This is a genomic window from Novosphingobium sp. RL4 (assembly GCF_035658495.1).
In the GTDB taxonomy this organism is placed as follows: domain Bacteria; phylum Pseudomonadota; class Alphaproteobacteria; order Sphingomonadales; family Sphingomonadaceae; genus Novosphingobium.
Map to the genome: position 1 here is coordinate 891196 of NZ_CP141945.1, position 16993 is coordinate 908188.

15 protein-coding genes are annotated in these 16993 nt (G+C 65.8%); 5 read left to right on the forward strand and 10 right to left on the reverse strand.

The features are described 5' to 3' along the window. Positions 1-28: 28 nt before the first annotated feature. Both U9J33_RS21095 and alr read right to left on the reverse strand, forming a co-directional pair. Positions 29-1279, reverse strand: a complete 1251-nt coding sequence (locus U9J33_RS21095) for a D-amino acid dehydrogenase (protein WP_054438661.1) — start codon at positions 1277-1279, stop codon at positions 29-31. Next, positions 1276-2403: an alanine racemase gene (gene alr, locus U9J33_RS21100; protein ID WP_324699920.1), complete on the reverse strand. Its 1128-nt coding sequence runs from the start codon at positions 2401-2403 to the stop codon at positions 1276-1278. Before alr ends, U9J33_RS21095 begins: the two co-directional genes overlap by 4 nt. A 115-nt stretch (positions 2404-2518) precedes the next feature. Here alr and U9J33_RS21105 point away from each other — a divergent pair, with 115 nt between their 5' ends. The 3 genes from U9J33_RS21105 to U9J33_RS21115 all read left to right on the forward strand — a co-directional run bounded on the left by U9J33_RS21105 (position 2519) and on the right by U9J33_RS21115 (position 3708). Beyond that, on the forward strand, positions 2519-2989 hold the full coding sequence (locus U9J33_RS21105; RefSeq protein WP_054438666.1) for an Lrp/AsnC family transcriptional regulator: 471 nt from the start codon (positions 2519-2521) through the stop codon (positions 2987-2989). 188 nt (positions 2990-3177) lie between these two features. After that, positions 3178-3408, forward strand: a complete 231-nt coding sequence (locus tag U9J33_RS21110) for a hypothetical protein (RefSeq protein WP_054438668.1) — start codon at positions 3178-3180, stop codon at positions 3406-3408. A 36-nt stretch (positions 3409-3444) separates the two neighbouring features. Next, on the forward strand, positions 3445-3708 hold the full coding sequence (locus tag U9J33_RS21115; RefSeq protein ID WP_324699922.1) for a DUF6356 family protein: 264 nt from the start codon (positions 3445-3447) through the stop codon (positions 3706-3708). A gap of 252 nt (positions 3709-3960) precedes the next feature. On the opposite strand, the gene U9J33_RS21120 is transcribed toward U9J33_RS21115, so the two are convergent. The 7 genes from U9J33_RS21120 to U9J33_RS21150 are packed head-to-tail and all read right to left on the reverse strand — an operon-like array spanning position 3961 to position 14125. After that, a complete protein-coding gene (locus U9J33_RS21120; RefSeq protein ID WP_324699924.1) occupies positions 3961-5337 on the reverse strand; it encodes an NtaA/DmoA family FMN-dependent monooxygenase in 1377 nt (458 codons plus the stop codon). An 11-nt stretch (positions 5338-5348) separates the two neighbouring features. After that, a complete protein-coding gene (nikE, locus tag U9J33_RS21125; RefSeq protein ID WP_324699926.1) occupies positions 5349-7022 on the reverse strand; it encodes an ABC transporter ATP-binding protein in 1674 nt (557 codons plus the stop codon). Beyond that, on the reverse strand, positions 7019-7834 hold the full coding sequence (locus tag U9J33_RS21130; RefSeq protein WP_324699927.1) for an ABC transporter permease: 816 nt from the start codon (positions 7832-7834) through the stop codon (positions 7019-7021). The genes nikE and U9J33_RS21130 overlap by 4 nt, the downstream gene beginning before the upstream one ends. A gap of 4 nt (positions 7835-7838) precedes the next feature. Then, on the reverse strand, positions 7839-8855 hold the full coding sequence (locus U9J33_RS21135; protein ID WP_324699928.1) for an ABC transporter permease: 1017 nt from the start codon (positions 8853-8855) through the stop codon (positions 7839-7841). Further along, positions 8852-10366 (reverse strand): ABC transporter substrate-binding protein, encoded by a 1515-nt coding sequence (locus U9J33_RS21140; RefSeq protein WP_324699930.1) that lies wholly within the window; start codon positions 10364-10366, stop codon positions 8852-8854. Before U9J33_RS21140 ends, U9J33_RS21135 begins: the two co-directional genes overlap by 4 nt. Positions 10367-10386: 20 nt before the next feature. After that, positions 10387-11745, reverse strand: coding sequence for an LLM class flavin-dependent oxidoreductase (locus U9J33_RS21145; protein ID WP_324699931.1), 1359 nt, complete (start codon positions 11743-11745; stop codon positions 10387-10389). A 37-nt stretch (positions 11746-11782) separates the two neighbouring features. Next, entirely contained in the window at positions 11783-14125 is a 2343-nt protein-coding gene (locus U9J33_RS21150; RefSeq protein ID WP_324699932.1) for a TonB-dependent receptor, read from the reverse strand. A 326-nt stretch (positions 14126-14451) separates the two neighbouring features. Between U9J33_RS21150 and U9J33_RS21155 the strand changes: the two genes are divergently transcribed. Next, on the forward strand, positions 14452-15585 hold the full coding sequence (locus tag U9J33_RS21155) for a hypothetical protein (RefSeq protein ID WP_324699933.1): 1134 nt from the start codon (positions 14452-14454) through the stop codon (positions 15583-15585). A gap of 48 nt (positions 15586-15633) precedes the next feature. Here the strand turns inward: U9J33_RS21155 and U9J33_RS21160 are convergent, their stop codons facing one another. After that, positions 15634-15990: a hypothetical protein gene (locus U9J33_RS21160; RefSeq protein ID WP_054436679.1), complete on the reverse strand. Its 357-nt coding sequence runs from the start codon at positions 15988-15990 to the stop codon at positions 15634-15636. 446 nt (positions 15991-16436) lie between these two features. Here U9J33_RS21160 and U9J33_RS21165 point away from each other — a divergent pair, with 446 nt between their 5' ends. Further along, entirely contained in the window at positions 16437-16982 is a 546-nt protein-coding gene (locus U9J33_RS21165; RefSeq protein ID WP_054436682.1) for a spore coat U domain-containing protein, read from the forward strand. Positions 16983-16993: the final 11 nt, after the last annotated feature.

Below are 16993 nucleotides of genomic sequence, written 5' to 3' on the forward strand. Positions count from 1 at the left end.
CCTGGCGATTCTGGATGGAAACTCGGGTTCAATAGCGGGAGATGGCGAGGTCGGCAGCCTCGATGGCGGGCGCCCGGCCGCCGATGATGTCGGCGATCACATGGGCGGAACCGCAGGCCATCGTCCAGCCGAGCGTGCCGTGGCCGGTATTGAGGAAGAGGTTGGATATGCCGGTAGGCCCGATCACCGGCGTACTGTCGGGCGTCATAGGGCGCAGGCCGCTCCAGAACGAAGCCTTGGACACATCGCCCGCGCCGGGGAACAGCGACCCCAGCGAATACTCCAGCGTGGTGCGCCGCGCTTGCGGCAGATCCCTGGAGAAGCCCGAGATTTCCGCCATTCCGCCCACGCGGATGCGATCGCCCAGCCGGGTGATCGCCACCTTGTAGCTTTCATCGAGCAGGGTCGATACCGGCGCGAGCGCGGGATCGGACACCGGCACGGTGATCGAATAGCCCTTCACCGGATAGACGGGCAGCCGAATGCCCAGAGGCGCCAGGAGTTGGGGCGAATAGCTGCCCAGCGCCACGAGATAGGCATCGGCAACCAGCTTTCCCGCCGCCGTCACGACATGGTCTATCCGTCCGCCGGATCGGGACAGGCCGGTGATCGCGGTATCGTGGACAAACCGTACGCCCGCGTCGCGCGCCATTCCTGCCAGCGCATTGGTGAACTTGAAGCAGTCCCCGGTCTCGTCGTTCGGCAACCGCAAGCCGCCCACCAGCCGGGCCTCGCTTGCCGCCAGCCCCGGTTCCGCCGCCAGGCATCCTGCCCGGTCGAGCACTTCGAAGGGAACCCCGTCCGCCTCCAGGACCGCGATATCCTTGGCGATCCCGTCCATCTGCTTCTGCTCGCGAAACAGCTGCAACGTCCCCTGGCTGCGTTCGTCGTAGCGGATGCCGGTTTCCCGGCGCAGTTCGATCAGCTGGTCGCGGCTGAATTCCGCGAGGCGGACCATGCGGCTCTTGTTCACGGCGTAGGACCGCGCGTTGCAATTGCCCAGCATCGCCGCCAGCCAGCGGAGCATCGCCATGTCCGGGCGTGGCCGCAGGACGAGCGGCGCATGTTCCATGAACAGCCATCGCAGGGCCTTTGCCGGAATGCCGGGGGCGGCCCAGGGCGAGGCATAGCCCGGCGAAATCTCCCCGGCATTCGCGAAGCTGGTTTCCAGAGCGGGGCCGGGCTGCCGGTCGATGACGACGACCTCGTGCCCAGCCCGCGCCAGATACCATGCAGAGGTGACGCCGATCACGCCGCTTCCCAGTACCGCAACTTTCATCGTGCGACGCTCCGCAGTGCCAGACCGGCCGCCGGGACATAGTCTCTTGCGTAGCGGCGGCTGAGCTGGGTTAGAATCTCGTAGGAAATCGTGCCGGCATCGCGGGCCAGATCGTCGATCGTCTGGTTCGGGCCGAGGATCTCGACCGGCGCGCCGGGGCGAAGGTGGCGCTCCGGCACGTCGGTGACGTCCAGAGTAATGCTGTCCATCGACACCCGGCCCACCATCGGCACCCGAATGCCCGCAACGAAAGCGCTTCCGCGGTTGCCCAGCGTGCGCGGCAATCCGTCGGCATAGCCGACCGGTATCGTCGCGATCCGCGTTTCCCGCAGGGCGCGATGCGTAAGGCCGTAGCCGATCCCCGTTCCCACCGGAACCGTGCGAAGCTGGGCGATCCGCGCCTCCAGCGACACTACCGCGCGCATCGGGTTCGCGCCGCCATGCGGGGCGCCGCCGTAAAGGGCGATCCCGGCACGCACGATGTCGAGGTGGTCCTGCGCAAGGAAAGCCCCGCCGCTATTGTCGAGCGCGCGGGGAAGGCCGGGAAAACCGCTCGCGATGCGCGAGAAACACGCGGCCTGCTCGCCGTTGAAGGGATGGTCCGGTTCGTCGGCGCAGGCGAAGTGGCTCATCAGCATGGCCGGCTTCACACCGCGCAGACGGTCCGGCTCGCCAAGGAGAAGGGCGACCTCCTGCGGCGACATTCCCATCCGCGACATGCCGGTATCGACCTGCAAGGCCCCGCGCAGCCACTGGCCTCGCGCCCGGGCGAGGCTGGACCAGCGGTCGATCTGATCGAGCGAATTGAGCACGGGGATCGCCCCGATCGCGGCGCATTCCGCCTCCGCGCCGGGCTGAAGACCGTTGAGGACGAACAATTCCGCTTCCGGCGGCAGCAAGGGCATGAGCGCTGCCGCCTCGTCGAGCACGGCGACGAAGAACGTCCTGCACCCGGCATCGGCCAATGCATCCACCGCCCGTGCCGCGCCGATGCCATAGGCATCTGCCTTGACCACCGCCGCCACCCGCGCAGGCGCGACCTGCCGCCCGACTATAGCGTAGTTCTCCACCAATGCACCGAGATCGATCCGGAGCACGGCACCTGCCGTAGCCAATGTCGTCATGCAGCCCTCCTTTCCTCGCAGATTATCGACGGTTATACGAAATAGGCTCCCAATCTTGCGTCAACCTTGCGAAGATTGCGATAATTTCGCACGATCATTCGGCAGATTCAGAACGATGTCAGAACCACTCGATTCCATCGACCGCACCATCATCCGCCTGCTGCGGCTCAATGCCCGCCGCCCCAACTCGGAAATCGCCACGGAGGTCGGCCTCTCGGCCTCAGCCTGCCATCGCCGCATCCGGATCCTGGAAGAACGCGGCGTGATCCGGGGCTACACGGTCATCACCGGGAGCGGAGAGGAAGACGAGCGCGGGGTCGATGTCCTCGTGCAGGTCACGCTGGACCGCCAGACCGAGGAATACCTTTCGAAGTTCGAGCACGCAGTGCGCCAGTGTCCGGAAATTCGCGAATGCTTCCTGATGACGGGCGATGTCGACTACTGGCTTCGCGTCCGTACGGACAGCGTGGCCGCCTATGAGACGATCCACGGCGAAATCCTGTCCCGGATGCCGGGTGTAACCCGTATCAGCTCCAGTTTCGCCATGCGCGACGCCTTGCGCCCCAAACGGTCCGGGCGGCGTTAGAGCCACCGTCCAGCGCCTTCGCCGACCGGTGGCGGGAAGCCGACGAACCGTGCGCGCCCCGGCGATCCGTCCGCTCAAGGCCATTGACTCGGCCTTCTCTACCATTAAAGTTGACAATACACGAAGCGAGCTATCGCCTGTCTTGAACACATCGCCTGAACACATCAGTAGAAGGGAGAACGACCATCATGCACAGCGATTTTCACGTCGTCCGCAAGGGCATGGAATGGGCCGTCAGCCTGCACGGGCTGATCCTCGAAGCTTTCGCCAACCAGCGCGATGCCCTCAACCGGGCTGTCGATGCCGCGCACCAGGCCGGGATGAACGGGCACCGGGCACAAGTGCTTCTCGTCGAAGCGCCGTCCGATGCGCGCACCCATTGGGTCTTCGGCCATCATCCCTACCCGCCGACCGCCTGAGGGCGCGGGTTCCCTCCAGTTCGACAGGAGCCTGAAATGCTCAGAAAACTATTCGTCGACCATCCCGAAGCGGTAAACGAGACTTACGGCGAGCATTTCTATGTGGCCGGCCGCTTCGGCCTGCTCATGATCCTCGCCGGGCTCGGCACGATCATTCACGGGTTCATTCCGGGCTTCCATACCCGGACCGGCAGCAACATGATCAGGAAGCTTCACGGCGAGATGACCCGCCGCCAGCCTCGCCAGACCCAGCCCGTTTCCTCGGCACCGTTCGCCATGCAGCTCGAATACGAGATCTGAACTAGGTCATAAACTCATAAACGGCACCATCGAGGCGCCCAAATGGCGAACAGCTCGGGCCGAAGCTGCCGCCGGGCGGGCTGGTTGCCCGTCCAAGGTAGCGTCGGTCCGAGATGGAAGCCATTTGGGCGTCCCTTCGGGATTTGACCAAAATGGCCCATCGCTGCGTCGGGAAGTCTTGAAATATCGACATATTCCGTCGCCTTCCCTCCTGGCGCTGAGCCATTTTGCCTCAAACCTCGATGGTACCGTTTATGAGTTTATGACCTGGGTCGCAAAATCCACCGCCGCGCCCTTCTCAAGGGTGCGGTGCTCGGCGGAATGGCGGCTTGGGGCGATTTCCAGTCCGAGATTGCCGCGCAGCGTATCCGCCGAATAGTCGTCCCTGAAAAGCCCGCGCGCGGCGAGGATCGGCACCACTTCGGCGCGGAAGCGCGCCCAGTCGTCGGGATGCTGGACGAAGACATTGAAACCGTCCGCCGCGCCGCTGGCATGCCAGCGCTCGATCTCGTCGGCGATCGTGACCGGCGATCCCGCCAGCCGCAGCCATGCCGATCCCACGTCCGCCAGCACCTGCCGCAGGGTGCGCCCCTCCCGGCGCGCGGCTTCGAGGTCTTCGTGGAAGCGCCGAATTCCGGCAGCCTCGCCGCCCGAAGCGATTTCCGGGAACGGTGCGTCCAGATCATAGCCGGAAAAGTCATGACCGGCGAACTGCCTTGAAAGCGACGCCAGCTGCGCGCGCAGGTCTCCTGCCGTCTGGCGCGCCTCGAATTTCCGCCGTGCCGCTTCGTCTGTATCGGCGATCGTCACGCTGAGCGCGGGGATGAACAGCAGGCTTTCCGGGGCCCTGCCATATCGCCGGGCACGAGCCCGCACGTCCGTGGCAAGCTCCAGCGCCTCTGCCTGATTGCGCGCGAAGCTGAACACGATATCGGCGACTTGCGCACTCAGTTCGCGGCCCTGCGGCGATGTTCCCGCCTGAACCAGCGGCGGCTGCCCCTGGCGCGAGCGCTGGATGTTGAGCGGGCCGGAAACGCTGAAGAACTCGCCGCGATGGTCTAGCCGGTGCTGCCGCGCCGGATCGAGGAACCGCGCGGCCGTCTTGTCCTGCGCGAAGGCGCCTTCTTCGTAGGATTGCCATAAGCCCTGCACCACCTCCACCGCTTCGGACGCGCGGCGATAGCGGGTTTCGTAGTCGCCATGCCCGGTGCGGCTGAAATTGCCTGCCGTGCCGGGGTCCTGGCTGGTCACGATGTTCCACCCGGCCCGCCCCTTGCTGATGAGGTCGAGCGAGGCGAGCCGCCGGGCGATATCGAAGGGCTCGCTGTAGGTGGTGCTGATGGTCGCCACCAGACCGATCCGCTGCGTCGCCGTGGCGACCGCCGACAGCAGGGTCAGCGGCTCCAGCCGGTTGAGATGATGGTTGGGGAAATCCGGTGTGATGTACTGGCTGTCGACGATGAACACGAAGTCGAACCGGGCGTCTTCCGCCTCCCGCGCCTGCCGGATGTACCAGTCTATATCCACACTGGCATCGAGCGGGACCGCCGGATCGCGCCACAGTTCCTTGCCGGATGCATCGCCGACCCCGATCAGGACGGCTCCGAACTTGAGCTTATCGCGTGCCATCGTCATGCCTTTCACAAGCTGTTGGGAGATAGGCGCAGCGCGCCGCCGGTGCCGGGTTCCGCAAGCTTCGGCGCAGCGGCGATCAGGGCGCGGGTATAGGGATGCGACGGATGCGAGAGCACCTGCCCGGTCGGTCCGGTCTCCACGATCCTGCCGCGGTGGAGCACGGCCACCCGGTGCGCGATGCCAGCCACCGAGCCGAGGTCGTGCGAGATGAATATCTGCGCAATGCCGCGCTCCCGTGCGAGCCGTTCGAGCAGTTGCAGGACGTGGATGCGGTTCACGGCATCGAGCGCGCTGACCGGTTCATCGAGCAGGATCACTTGCGGATCGAGCACGAGCGCCCGCGCGATCACCGCGCGCTGGCGCTGACCGCCTGAAAGGTGGCGCGGCAGGCGGCAGCCCAGTGCGGGATCGAGTCCGGCGGCCTCCAGCGCGGCATTCACCAATCGCGACCGCTCGATGCGGTCGATGCCGCCGCGAATGTCCAGCCCTTCGCCCACCGAACCGGCGATGGTGATATCGGGATCGAGGCTGCGCAGGGGATCCTGGAAGGCATATTGCAGCCGGTTGCTGCGGCGAAACGCCATCAGTTCACGCCCCGCCAGCCGCTCCAGCGGTTCGCCGCCGAGCACAATCGAACCTTCGGCAGGGCGAACGAGGCCAAGGATCGACCGCAGGAGCGTGGTCTTGCCGGAGCCGGTTTCCCCGATCAGCCCGAGGATTTCGCCGCGCGCCAGTTCGAGATCGATCCCGTCCAGCACCGTGCCTTGCCCATAGCCTGCCCGAAGCCCGCTGATCCGCAGGAGCGGCGCGGCCGCTTGCGGCGGTGGCGCGTTCTGCCCGGCTTCCAGCGAGGTGGCATGATGCGTTTCGATCAGGCTGCGGGTATAGGCATGGCGCGGCCGGTCCAGCACCTCCCGCGTGGCGCCCGCCTCGACGATCTCGCCCTCGCGCATGACGATCACCTGATCGCAGGTCTGCGCCACCACGGCGAGATCGTGGGAAACCATGACGAGGGTGAGGTCCTGTTCACGGCGCAAGTCTTCGATCAGGCGCAGGACTTCGGCCTGCACCGTAACGTCGAGGGCGGTGGTCGCCTCGTCGGCGATCAGCAGGCGCGGCCCGGCGCAGACCGCGATGGCGATCAGCACACGCTGCACCATGCCGCCCGACAGTTCGAAGGGATACTGGCGGAATACCGTCTCCGGCTCCGCGAACCCCACACGGGCGAGCAGGGCCAGCGCCCGCTCTTTCGCTTCCCGGCGTGAAAGCGGAAGGACCGCACGCATAGCCTCCACGATCTGGCGGCCCACCGGGATCGACGGGTTGAGGTAGGAACCCGCATCCTGGAACACCGCGCTCAGCTCGGTCCCGCGAAGGGGTTTCCAGTCGCGGCCGCTCAACCGCGAGAGGTCGGTGTCCCGGTAGCGAATAGTGCCGGAGGTCACGGCGGTTCCGGGAGGCAGCACGCCAAGGACGGCCCGGCAGGTGAGCGACTTGCCGCTGCCGGATTCCCCGACGATGCCAAGCGTGCCGCCGCGCGGAATCTCGAAATCCACGCCCCGCACGATCATCCGGCCATCGGCCCCGGCGATGGTCAGGCCGCGTACCGACAACAGCGGCGCGGCAGGCGCAACGGGTGCGCGCGGTCCGAAAGTGACGACGTTGTTCTGCTGGATCATGGCCGTATCTCCGGAATGCGGGGATCGCTGCGACGCATCGCGTCCGCGAGCGCGTTGAGCGACCACACTGTCGCCACGATCAACAGGCCCGGCGCGAAGGGGCCGAAGGGCCGGTCGTAAAGCGTGGTCAGGTCGCTGGCGAGCTCGCCGCCCCAGGTCGGGTCGGGCGGGACCACGCCGATGCCGAGAAAGGTCAGCGAAGCGACGATGGAAAGGCAGGCGCCCGTCATCGAAGCGGTCGTGACCGCCACCACCGGCAGGACTTTAGCGATGACGTGGCGGCGGATGATCCATGCCGTCGAAGCGCCGCCCAGCCGTGCCGCCTCGATATAGTCGCTGTTGGCGACCGATAGCGCGGCGGCGCGGCTCACCCGGTAGAAAGCAGGCGCGATCAGCACGCCCACCGCGAACATGGCCTGGACAAGGCCGTTGCCGAGCATGGCCGTCATCGCGATCGCGAAGACCAGGAACGGCAACATGATGAGCGCATCCACCAGCCTCAGGCTGATCCATTCCGCCCGCCTTCCCAGGAAGACGGACAGCACCCCCGGCACCACGCCGAGCAGAAGACCCACACCCACCGAAAGCACGGCGGCCAGTATCGAAACCGTGGAGCCCGCCAGCAGCCGGCTGAACACGTCGCGCCCCAACGCATCGGTGCCGAGCCAGTAAGCCGGGCCGGGGCCTTGCAGGATCGCTCTGCCGTCCTGCGCGAGCGGATCGTGCGGGGCGATGACGGGGCCAAGCGCCGCGAGAACGACGATCAGCGCAAGGAAAGCCAAGGGCACTGCGGCATTTCGCACAAGTGTCATCCTGTCAGCTCCTACGGCGCGAGGCGGGCTGGAGGACGCCCAGCAGCACGTTGATCAGAAGGTTGCTGGCGAGAACCAGCACGATGGAAACGACGAGCGTTCCCTGCACCACCGGCACATCGCCGCGCAGCGCGGAATCGGCGGCGAGGCGGCCCATGCCGGGCATATTGAAGATCGCCTCGCTCACCACCGCACCGCCGATCAGCATGGGCACGCGCAGCGCCAGTATGGAGAGAGCCGGGCCGGCGCCGTTGCGCAGGACATGGACGAACAGGATGCGCCGGGGCGAAAGCCCGCGAACGACGGCCCCGGTCACGTAATTGTCCGAGAGTGCGGCGACGAGGCCGGTGCGAAGCTGGCGCGCGAGCTCGGCCACGACATCGACGCTCAGCGCCATGGCCGGGATCGCGATCGAGCGCAGCCAGCCTGCCACATCCTCCGAAGGCGGGATGTAACCGGCCGAGGGCAGCAGTTCGAGCCAGAGGCTGAACAGCAGGATCATCGCAATGGCGACAACGAACGGCGGCAGCGAGGCGGCGGTCGAGGCGAAGACCGTCACCATACGGTCGAGCCAGCCGCCTTGCCGCGCCGCCGAGGCGATCCCCAGCGCCGTCCCCAACCCCACGCCGATCAGCAGCGCCCCGCCCGCGATCGAGAGGCTGACCGGCAGGCGCTGGAGGATCAGTTCGGTAACGGGAACCCCGTTGAACCACGAAGTGCCAAGATCGCCGTGAAGCACCCCGCCCATCCAGTCGAGGTACTGGACGGGGACCGGCCTATCCAGGCCGAACTGCGCGCGGATCTGCGCGATCATTTCGGGCGTGGGACTGTCTCCGGCCAGCCCGGCGGCGGGGTCCAGCCCGCTCGCCACGCCGAGCAGGAAAGTGATGAGCGTCGCCAGAAAGAACACCGGCACCGCGATCAGCAGGGTCGAGCCGGTGAAGCCGAGCAAGGCGCGGCCATGGCGCAGGCGCACGGCCCATGCGTGGCCGGGAACGGCTGGGACTGTGCGCGCGGTCATTGCACGGTCACGCCTTCCCAGCGGATCTGCGAGGGCAGGATGTTGAGGTTCTTCACCCCCGCCCGCGCGCCGACGATCCACGGCTCGCTGTAGAGGTAGTTGCTGGGCGACTGCTCCACCCCGGCGCGGACCGCAGCGTGGAGGCGCGCGGCATAGGCCGGATCGCTTGTCGGCGTGCGCCGCACCGCATCCAGCGCCTGGAGGAACGCGGGCGCCGCATAAGGCCCGCTGAGGTTCATGATGCCTTCAGGGCCATAAGTCGCCAGCAGGTTCTGCACCGGGGATTCCCGGCCGATGGTGCCATCCAGCGCGAGGGCCGGGCGCTTGGCGATATAGACCTCGCTCTGCCAGGTGGAGGAGCCGGGCGGAACGATGCGCAGCGTCGATTTCACACCCACGCGGGCAAGCTGCGCCTGCACGAGTTCGGGCAGGCCGTCGTTCATTACCGGGTTGACGGCGATCTCGATAGCGAGCTTGCCCGGCGGATATCCCGCCTCGCGCAGCAGCGCGCGAGCCTTGCCCGGATCGTAGCCCCAGAGCTTTTCGACACTGGCATCGAAGGCGGCGTTCCCGGCGGGGAACGGCTGGTGCGAGACCGTCGCGAGCCCGGCTGTAACGGTCCTGATGAACTCGTCGCGGTCGAAGGCATAGCGCAGCGCTTCCACCACCCTGGGATTATCGAACGGCGGCCGGTTGCGGTTGATCGAAACGTCGCGGACATTGAGCGAGGGCGCAATGGCGACGGTCAGCCCCCTGCCCTTCGCCTCTTCCACGCGGCGCGGGGGAATGCGTCCGGCCACGTCGATGGAACCGGAAAGCAGCGCGGCGATCACCGTGGCCGGGTCCGGTGCATTGGTCAGTTCGAAGCGGTCGATATGGATGTTCGCGGCGTCCCAGTAGCCGGGGTTCTTCTCGAAGTAGGCGTGCGATTCCGGCACGAATTCGGTGATGCGGAACGGCCCCGCGCCGACCGGCCAGAGCGCCAGTTTCGCCTTGTCCTTCGCTGCAGCGGTCGGACTGGCAATCGCGCCGACGCGGCCGGCGAGAATAGTGGGAAGCTGGTAGTCGGGCTCGCGCAAGTGGAAGGTCACCGCCAGCGGTCCATCGGCGGAAACGCTTTCCACACCGCCAAGATCGCGCTTGATGAAGGAATCCTTCTGGGACAGCGCCCGGTCGTAGAAGGCCTTGACCGCCGCCGCATCCAGCACGGTATCGTCCGAGAACGTCAGCCCCTTGCGCAGATCGAAGGTCAGCGCCTTGCCATCATCGGAAAAGCGCCACTTCTGCGCGAGGCCCGGCTGGGCCTCGCCCTGCTTGTCGAGACGGGTGAGCGAGGCATAGGCCAGGCTGATCGTATTGATATCCGCGCCGGTGCGGCTGGTCACCGGGTCCCACGAGGTGGGCAGCATGAAGGCCCAGCGCAGCTTGCTGTGCCCGGCCTCCTGCTTGCCCGAACCGCCGCACCCGGCAACGAGCAGCCCCGCCGCCAGCACGGTGAACAGCCGCCGCAAGTATCTCCCCGCCTCCTGCCTCATGCGGTGAGCGCCGGTTCGCGCGGGGCCTGCGCAGATGCACGCACATTGGCGGGCTTCGGCAGGCCGAGGTGATCGCGCAAGGTGGTGCCTTCGTAGTCGCTGCGAAACACTCCCGCCTCCTGAAGCAGCGGCACGACTTCGCTTACGAAACGATCGAACTGGTCGGGATGGCCGAGCATCACGTTGAGCCCGTCGAGCGCGCGTTCCTCGAACCAGCGGATTATCGTGTCCGCCACGGTGCGGGCGCTGCCGACGAAGGGGCTGCGATGCCCTGCCCGCACCAGCTCCACGGTCTCGCGCAAGGTCAGCCCGCGCTCCACGGCAAGGTCGGTAAGCTTCTTTGCCTGCGTGAAGAAGCTGCGGCGGGCATGTTCAAGCGCCTGCACCGGGAACGGCGCGTCGAGGTCGTACTGGCGGAAATCGTGCCAGCCGAACGAGCGGCCGAACTCGTTCAGGGCCTGATCGAAGCTGTGGTCGGCCAGCTTGTGCGCCTGTTCGATGCCGCGTGCGTCCTCGTCGGTATCGCCGACGAACACGCTGACGCCGGGCAGGATGATGACCTCATCCGGATTGCGCCCGGCCGCTTCGGCGCGGCGGGCGATGTCGGCGTAGAAGGACTTGCCGTCCTCGATCGTGGCGGCATGGGTGAAGATCGCATCGGCGGTCTGCGCGCCGAGGTCGCGGCCCTGGTCGGAATCGCCCGCCTGGAAGATCACCGGCTCACCCTGCGGCGAGCGCTGGATGTTGAGCGGCCCCGCCACCGAGAAATGCCGGCCCTTGTGGTTCAGCGCATGGAGCTTGTCCTTGTCGAGGAACACGCCGCTCTCGCGGTCGCGCACCAGCGCATCGTCCTCGTAGGAGCGCCAGAGGCCGTGCACGACATCGAGATATTCGTGCGCCCGGCCGTAGCGGGTCTCGTAGTCGTAATGCTCGTCGAGCCCGAAATTGCCCGCCGCCCCGGCATCGCCGCTGGTCACGACATTCCAGCCTGCGCGCCCGCCGCTGATGAGGTCGAGCGAGGCGAAACGGCGCGCAAGGTTGAACGGCGCGTTGAACGATGTGGTCGCCGTGGCGACGAGGCCTATGTGGCTGGTCGCCACCGCGAGCGCGGAAAGCAGGGTCAGCGGTTCGAGCCGGTTCAGGTAATGCGGCGGCGAATCCGGGGTGATGAACTGGCTGTCGACGATGAAGACGAAGTCGAACTTCGCGCCTTCCGCCTTGCGCACGGCGTCGATGTACCAGCCGATGTTGACGCTGGCATCCGCCGGGATTTCCGGGTCGAGCCAGCGGTTGTGCTGGCCCGGCCCGCCAACGCCGGTGGGAACGAGGCCGAGCTTGAGGGTGCGCCTGGTCATGATCTCTGCTCCTTTGCGATGATGGGGGGGGCGCGCATCAGATGCGGCCCTTGAGGGTCACGCCGAAGAGGCGCGGATCGCCCAGCGCGGCGAGAACGACGCCGAACTGGCCGTAGACGGTCTTGGTGTTGTAGTAGTCCTCGTCGAAGAGGTTGCGGACCCAGACCGAGACGTCCCAGCGCTCGTCCGGGCTGCGCACCCCGGCGTGAAGGCCCACGAGGGTCGAGCGCGGCACCCATGAATAGGGGTCCAGATTGACCGCAGCGTAATAGCCCGAACGGTAGCTGACGTCGCCGCCCAGGTAGACCTTCGCGTTCCCGGCATCGAAGGTATATTCGCCGTTGCCGGTCGCTGCGAGACGCGGGGCGCCCGATGCACGGCGGCCGGAAAGGTCGATCACGCCGAGGTAGCTGTTGAGGTACTGCGCCGGGGCATTCTTGTACGAGCGGTATTCCGCATCGTTGTAGGTTCCGGCGAGACCCAGCGAGAGGCCCTCGAACGGGCTGAGGCGGGCATCCAGTTCCACGCCGCGCGAACGCACGGTGCCGACATTGGTGATATAGCCGACCGCCGGGGTCACTGCGTTGTTGACGTAGTTCGCCTGGTAGTTGGCGATATCCGCCCAGAACAGGGAAAGGTTCAGTTCCGCCTTGCCGCCCAGCAGTCGGCTTTTCAGGCCCAGCTCGTAATTGTCCACTTTCTCCGGTTTCACGAAGATGTCGACGCCCAGCGACTGCCGCACGAGGTTGATGCCCGGCGACTTGAAGCCGCGCGAGTAGGAGGCATAGCCGTGCAGGTCGCTGTCGAGGTCGTAAGCGGCGATCAGGGTGCCGGACAGGTTGTCGGTATTGTTCGAAGCCTTGTAGGACGAAGTCGGCGCGAGGCTGGCGCGCGTGGCGGCGATCGTCGCCTGAAGCGCCGGGTCGAAACTGTCGATCGGCGCGAAATCGCCGCGCAAGTCGGCATCGTAGAGCCCGGTCTTGTGCTCGTAAGTGTAGCGCAGGCCACCGGTCAGGCGGAACACCGGCGAGATATTCCAGGTCGCCTGCCCGTAGGCCGCATAGCTGTAAGTGGCGGGAACGACATGGGCAAAGGCCGTCAGCCCTTCCAGCGCCGCCGAGGGGATCGCCGAAACCGAGGCCGAAGGCGTATTGCCGGTAAGCAGCCAGGCCGATGCGTCGCGGCCGTAAGTCTGGACCACTTTGTCGTCCGCTTCCTGCCAGAAGAAATAGAGGCCTGCGGTGTAGTCGATGGTCTTTTCGCCATTGGAGGCGACGCGGAATTCCTGGCTGAACTGCTGCTGGTCGGTATCGACCACGCTGTAGGTAATGACATTGGCGCCGATCTGGTCGCCGTCATAATTCGGAATCCATTTCCAGTTGCGATAGGCCGTGATCGAGGTCAGCGAGACCGGCCCGACGTCCCAGTCCGCACGCGTCTGGAGCCCCCAGCTCGGCATCTCATCATATTGCGAGGAGTCGATATCGGTTTTGCGGGCAAAGGGATCGACGGCGATCGGCGTATAGCCCACGTCCGCCGCCCTGCGGTAGAAGCCGCGCACCTCGGTGCCGTTGGCCAGCGTCGTCGGCAGCACCCCGGAGACGATCTGGAAGCCCATGTCGCCCTTCTGCACGCTGTAATCGGCAATGAAGCGCAGCTTGAAGTTATCGGCCGGCCTGTAGAGCAGGTCGAACTTGGCCGCGTGATTGTCCTGGTCGTCCCAGTGCTGGCGATAGGTCGTATTGTAGATCAGGCCCTCGCGGCTGGATCGCAGGTAGCTGACGCGGAAGGCGATATCGTCGCCGATCGTCGAGTTCAGCGAGACATAGCCGCGAAACTGCTCGTGATTGCCGTAAGTCAGTTCGCCGCGCGCTTCCTGATCGAACGCGGGTTCGCGCGTCTTGACGTCGAGCGCGCCGGCCACCGTGTTCTTGCCGAACAGTGTGCCCTGCGGCCCGCGCAGGAGCTGGATGCTCTCCACGTCCATGAGGTCGGTGATGACCGAGCCGGTGCGCGGGCGGTAGACACCATCCACGTAGATGCCGACGCCCTGCTCCAGTCCGTCGTTGGTGCCGCCCGCATTCGTGCCGATACCGCGCACGGTGATCGTCTGGTTACGGCCGCTGAAGCCCTGGATATTGAGGCTGGGTAGCTGCTGCAGCACCTGCTTCAGCGTGGTGGCGCCCTGCGCCGAAAGCTGCTCGCCGGAAATGGCGCTGATGCCGATCGGCACCTTCTGTGCGCTTTCGTTGCGATAGCGCGCGGTGACGGTGATTTCGCTCACTTCCCCGGCGGCGGAAGCGGATGCATCGGCCTCGGCGTCAGCGGCGAACGCGGGCGAGGCGAAGGTTATCGCAAGGGCCGAGGCCGCACCGCACAAGGCATGCAGGCGTCCGGAACGGCGACGGCGGAAAGAACGAACGAACGGCAACAAAACCCCCTATGCGAGTGCCTCAAGGAGACACCGGGGGTAATCACGTCCATTCTCAACCAATTCAATAGAGTTATGGAAGCCGTCCTATGAGTTCTCCTAAACCCTGGGCGGAGTTCTCCTGATTCCGGGAAAATTCAAGACCTTGCCCTGAAGCTTCGTGCCATGCGGGCACGGGCCGGTTTTGACTTCATGGCCGCAGGCGGTAGTTTGATCGCTTGCCGCTCAAGGCAGAACGCTCAGAAGAGCGGACGGCGGTTCGGAGGAGGATTTTCGTGACATTCCCGGTCGCCGTGCCCCGTTTGCCTGCCATCGTCCTGTTGGCCGCATCGGCACTGGCAGGCTCCCCATCGCTTGCAGCCCCGCCCGGACCTGCCCACGCTGCCGCCAGCGAAGCCTCCGTGGCAGGCCATTACTACCTTTCCGGCGTCATGGAGACGGGTTCGGAACTTCTCCTGCGCGAAGACGGAACCTTCGAATGGTACATCAGCTACGGCGCGCTTGACCAGTTCGCCAAGGGCCGCTGGTCACGCGAGGGGGCATCGGTGATCCTGAAACCGGAAGGCCCTGACGATGCGAAGCCGCTCTATGCTCCGCTCGGAGCCGAGCCCTGGGATTTGCAGGCCGAACAGGCCCTGCTTCGCCAACAGGCCGAAGAAGCCGCGGACGCCGTCGCGGCGCGCTGCCCGTTCCTGGCCGGATGGGCCGATATCGCGGTGACGCCGGTTCCCACCATCGACGAGGCCGCGACCGTCCCGGTTTCCAGGGAAAGCCTCCGCCGGAAGGCCGCCGAGACCCTCCAGACCGCCCTGCTCACGCGCGACCGCGCCGCAATGCTGGCCCGCCGGGCACTGGACGCCCCCTCGCCCAAAGCGAACGAAGCAGTCGGCAAGGCCTTCGCCGCATGGTTCGATGCGCGCGCGGCGGCGCAATCCGCCGCCGGGGAAGCCTATCTGCCGGACCCGGACCTTGCCGAGCCGGAGCTTCCGGCCCCATGCATCGCACCGGAAACACCCGATGCCGCCGACATCCCGCGTGAACAGTGGACAGGCGGAATCGCGGTTCGCGTGCTCGATCCGGTCCGGGAGCAGACCGCGAACCATGTGCGCGTCACCCTGCGCCATGCCGATGGACAGGAAGAGCAGATCGAGACGGGGTCCGGCGGGCTGGCGATCCGGCCCGGCAGGCCGGACAGCCCGGTCGTGGCGGTCGGCCTGTCGGCACCCTATGCGCCGGGGCGGGATGCCAGCTTCCGCATCGAACCGGCCAGCGACACGGTACTGAGCTTCTCGATCGATGGCGGCCAGTTGGAACAGGCCCCTTTCGAATCCATGCAGCTGCGCATCGTCGGACAAGACCTTGCGCCCGATATCTTCGAAGGAAAGGGGCTTTACCGGCGCGCGCGCTGATGCGGCGTTACATGCCGCGCGGAAGCGCCCGCAAGCCTGGCGGCCGGGTCAGGGAACGGCCTTGACCACCGCGCCCTGGATCTCGGGAAAACACTCCCGCGCCAGGTTCTTCCACATCGGCTCCACCGCATCCCGCCAGTCGCCAAAGCCGTAGAGGATCAGCGTGCCATCGTGACGCGCCTCGAACGACATCACCACGGCGGGACGGCTCGCGTCGTTCGCGGCCAGTCGGAAATCCACTTTGCGCCCGGTCTCGATCGCGAGATTTTCGCTCACGCCCAGATCGTCGAACTCCGTCTCCACACATGCCGCCACGTCCGCGATCGGCCGGTCCGAACGCGCGGTGATAAAAGAGGAGGTGACGGAAGGGATCGCTGCCGAAAGCGAGATTGCGGCCAGAAACATGGCGCGAACATATCACGATATGACCCGGCGCCCAACGGCCCCGCGATACAAAAAGACAAATTTGCCCCGGACAGAGCCGCTCCCGATGCCATGCCTGCGCGGACTTGGAGCCGCATCGGTTCTTCCCAGCCCTTTGAAACGGGCCGCAAAAAGGGGCTCCAAGCGGGGCATATCCCGCTGATTGACAGGCGAAACCCGTCGGCACGATCCGATCGGAACGGGTGCCGGCCGGCAAATCACTCCAATTTGGGGAAAGTTGAAACTGAATCGGATGATAATGCTTGATACAACATTTTTTCAAGTATTCATTTCAACAAGTTAACTAACAAGCAAAAAAGCAGCCCTGAAGGTCGCCACTGAAAGAATGCTCCGCAAGGTTCGGTTACCCGGATTCAAGCGATACTTTGCGAAAGTATTCTGCAGCGCATAGCAAGAGAGGTGCGAACGTGCTCAGAAAGATTGCTCTTTCCGCGGCCGGACTATCGGCGATAGTCCTTGCTACGAACCCTGCCCGGGCCGACATTACCGGCACGATCGACGCGACGATCACCCTGGAGGCAGGATGTATCGTCAACGGACAGAACTATGACGACGGCACCGCCAACGTCGCTTTCGGCACGCTCGACTTCGGCACGCAAAACACGCTGTTCACGCAGGCCGATGCCCAGGTCCTCAACGGCGGCGCGGCTTTCACGGTCCAGTGCAGCAACGGGATCGCGCCCACCTTGTCGTTCAATGCCGGGCAAAACGATGGATCGGGCGCCGGGGTGGGCGTCCATGCCATGGCCAATCAGACCGCAGCGGGCCAGTTCGTCACCTACAACCTCTATTCCGACACCAACCGTTCGGTCATCATTCCCGTAGACGGCGACATCACCCTGCCCGCCGACGGCACGCAGCAGACCGTCAACGTCTATGGCCGCGCTTTCGGCGAGGCGGGCCTGACCACGGGCACATATTCGGACGTCGTCACCGTGGTCCTCGAACTCTAGCGGCACGCCGC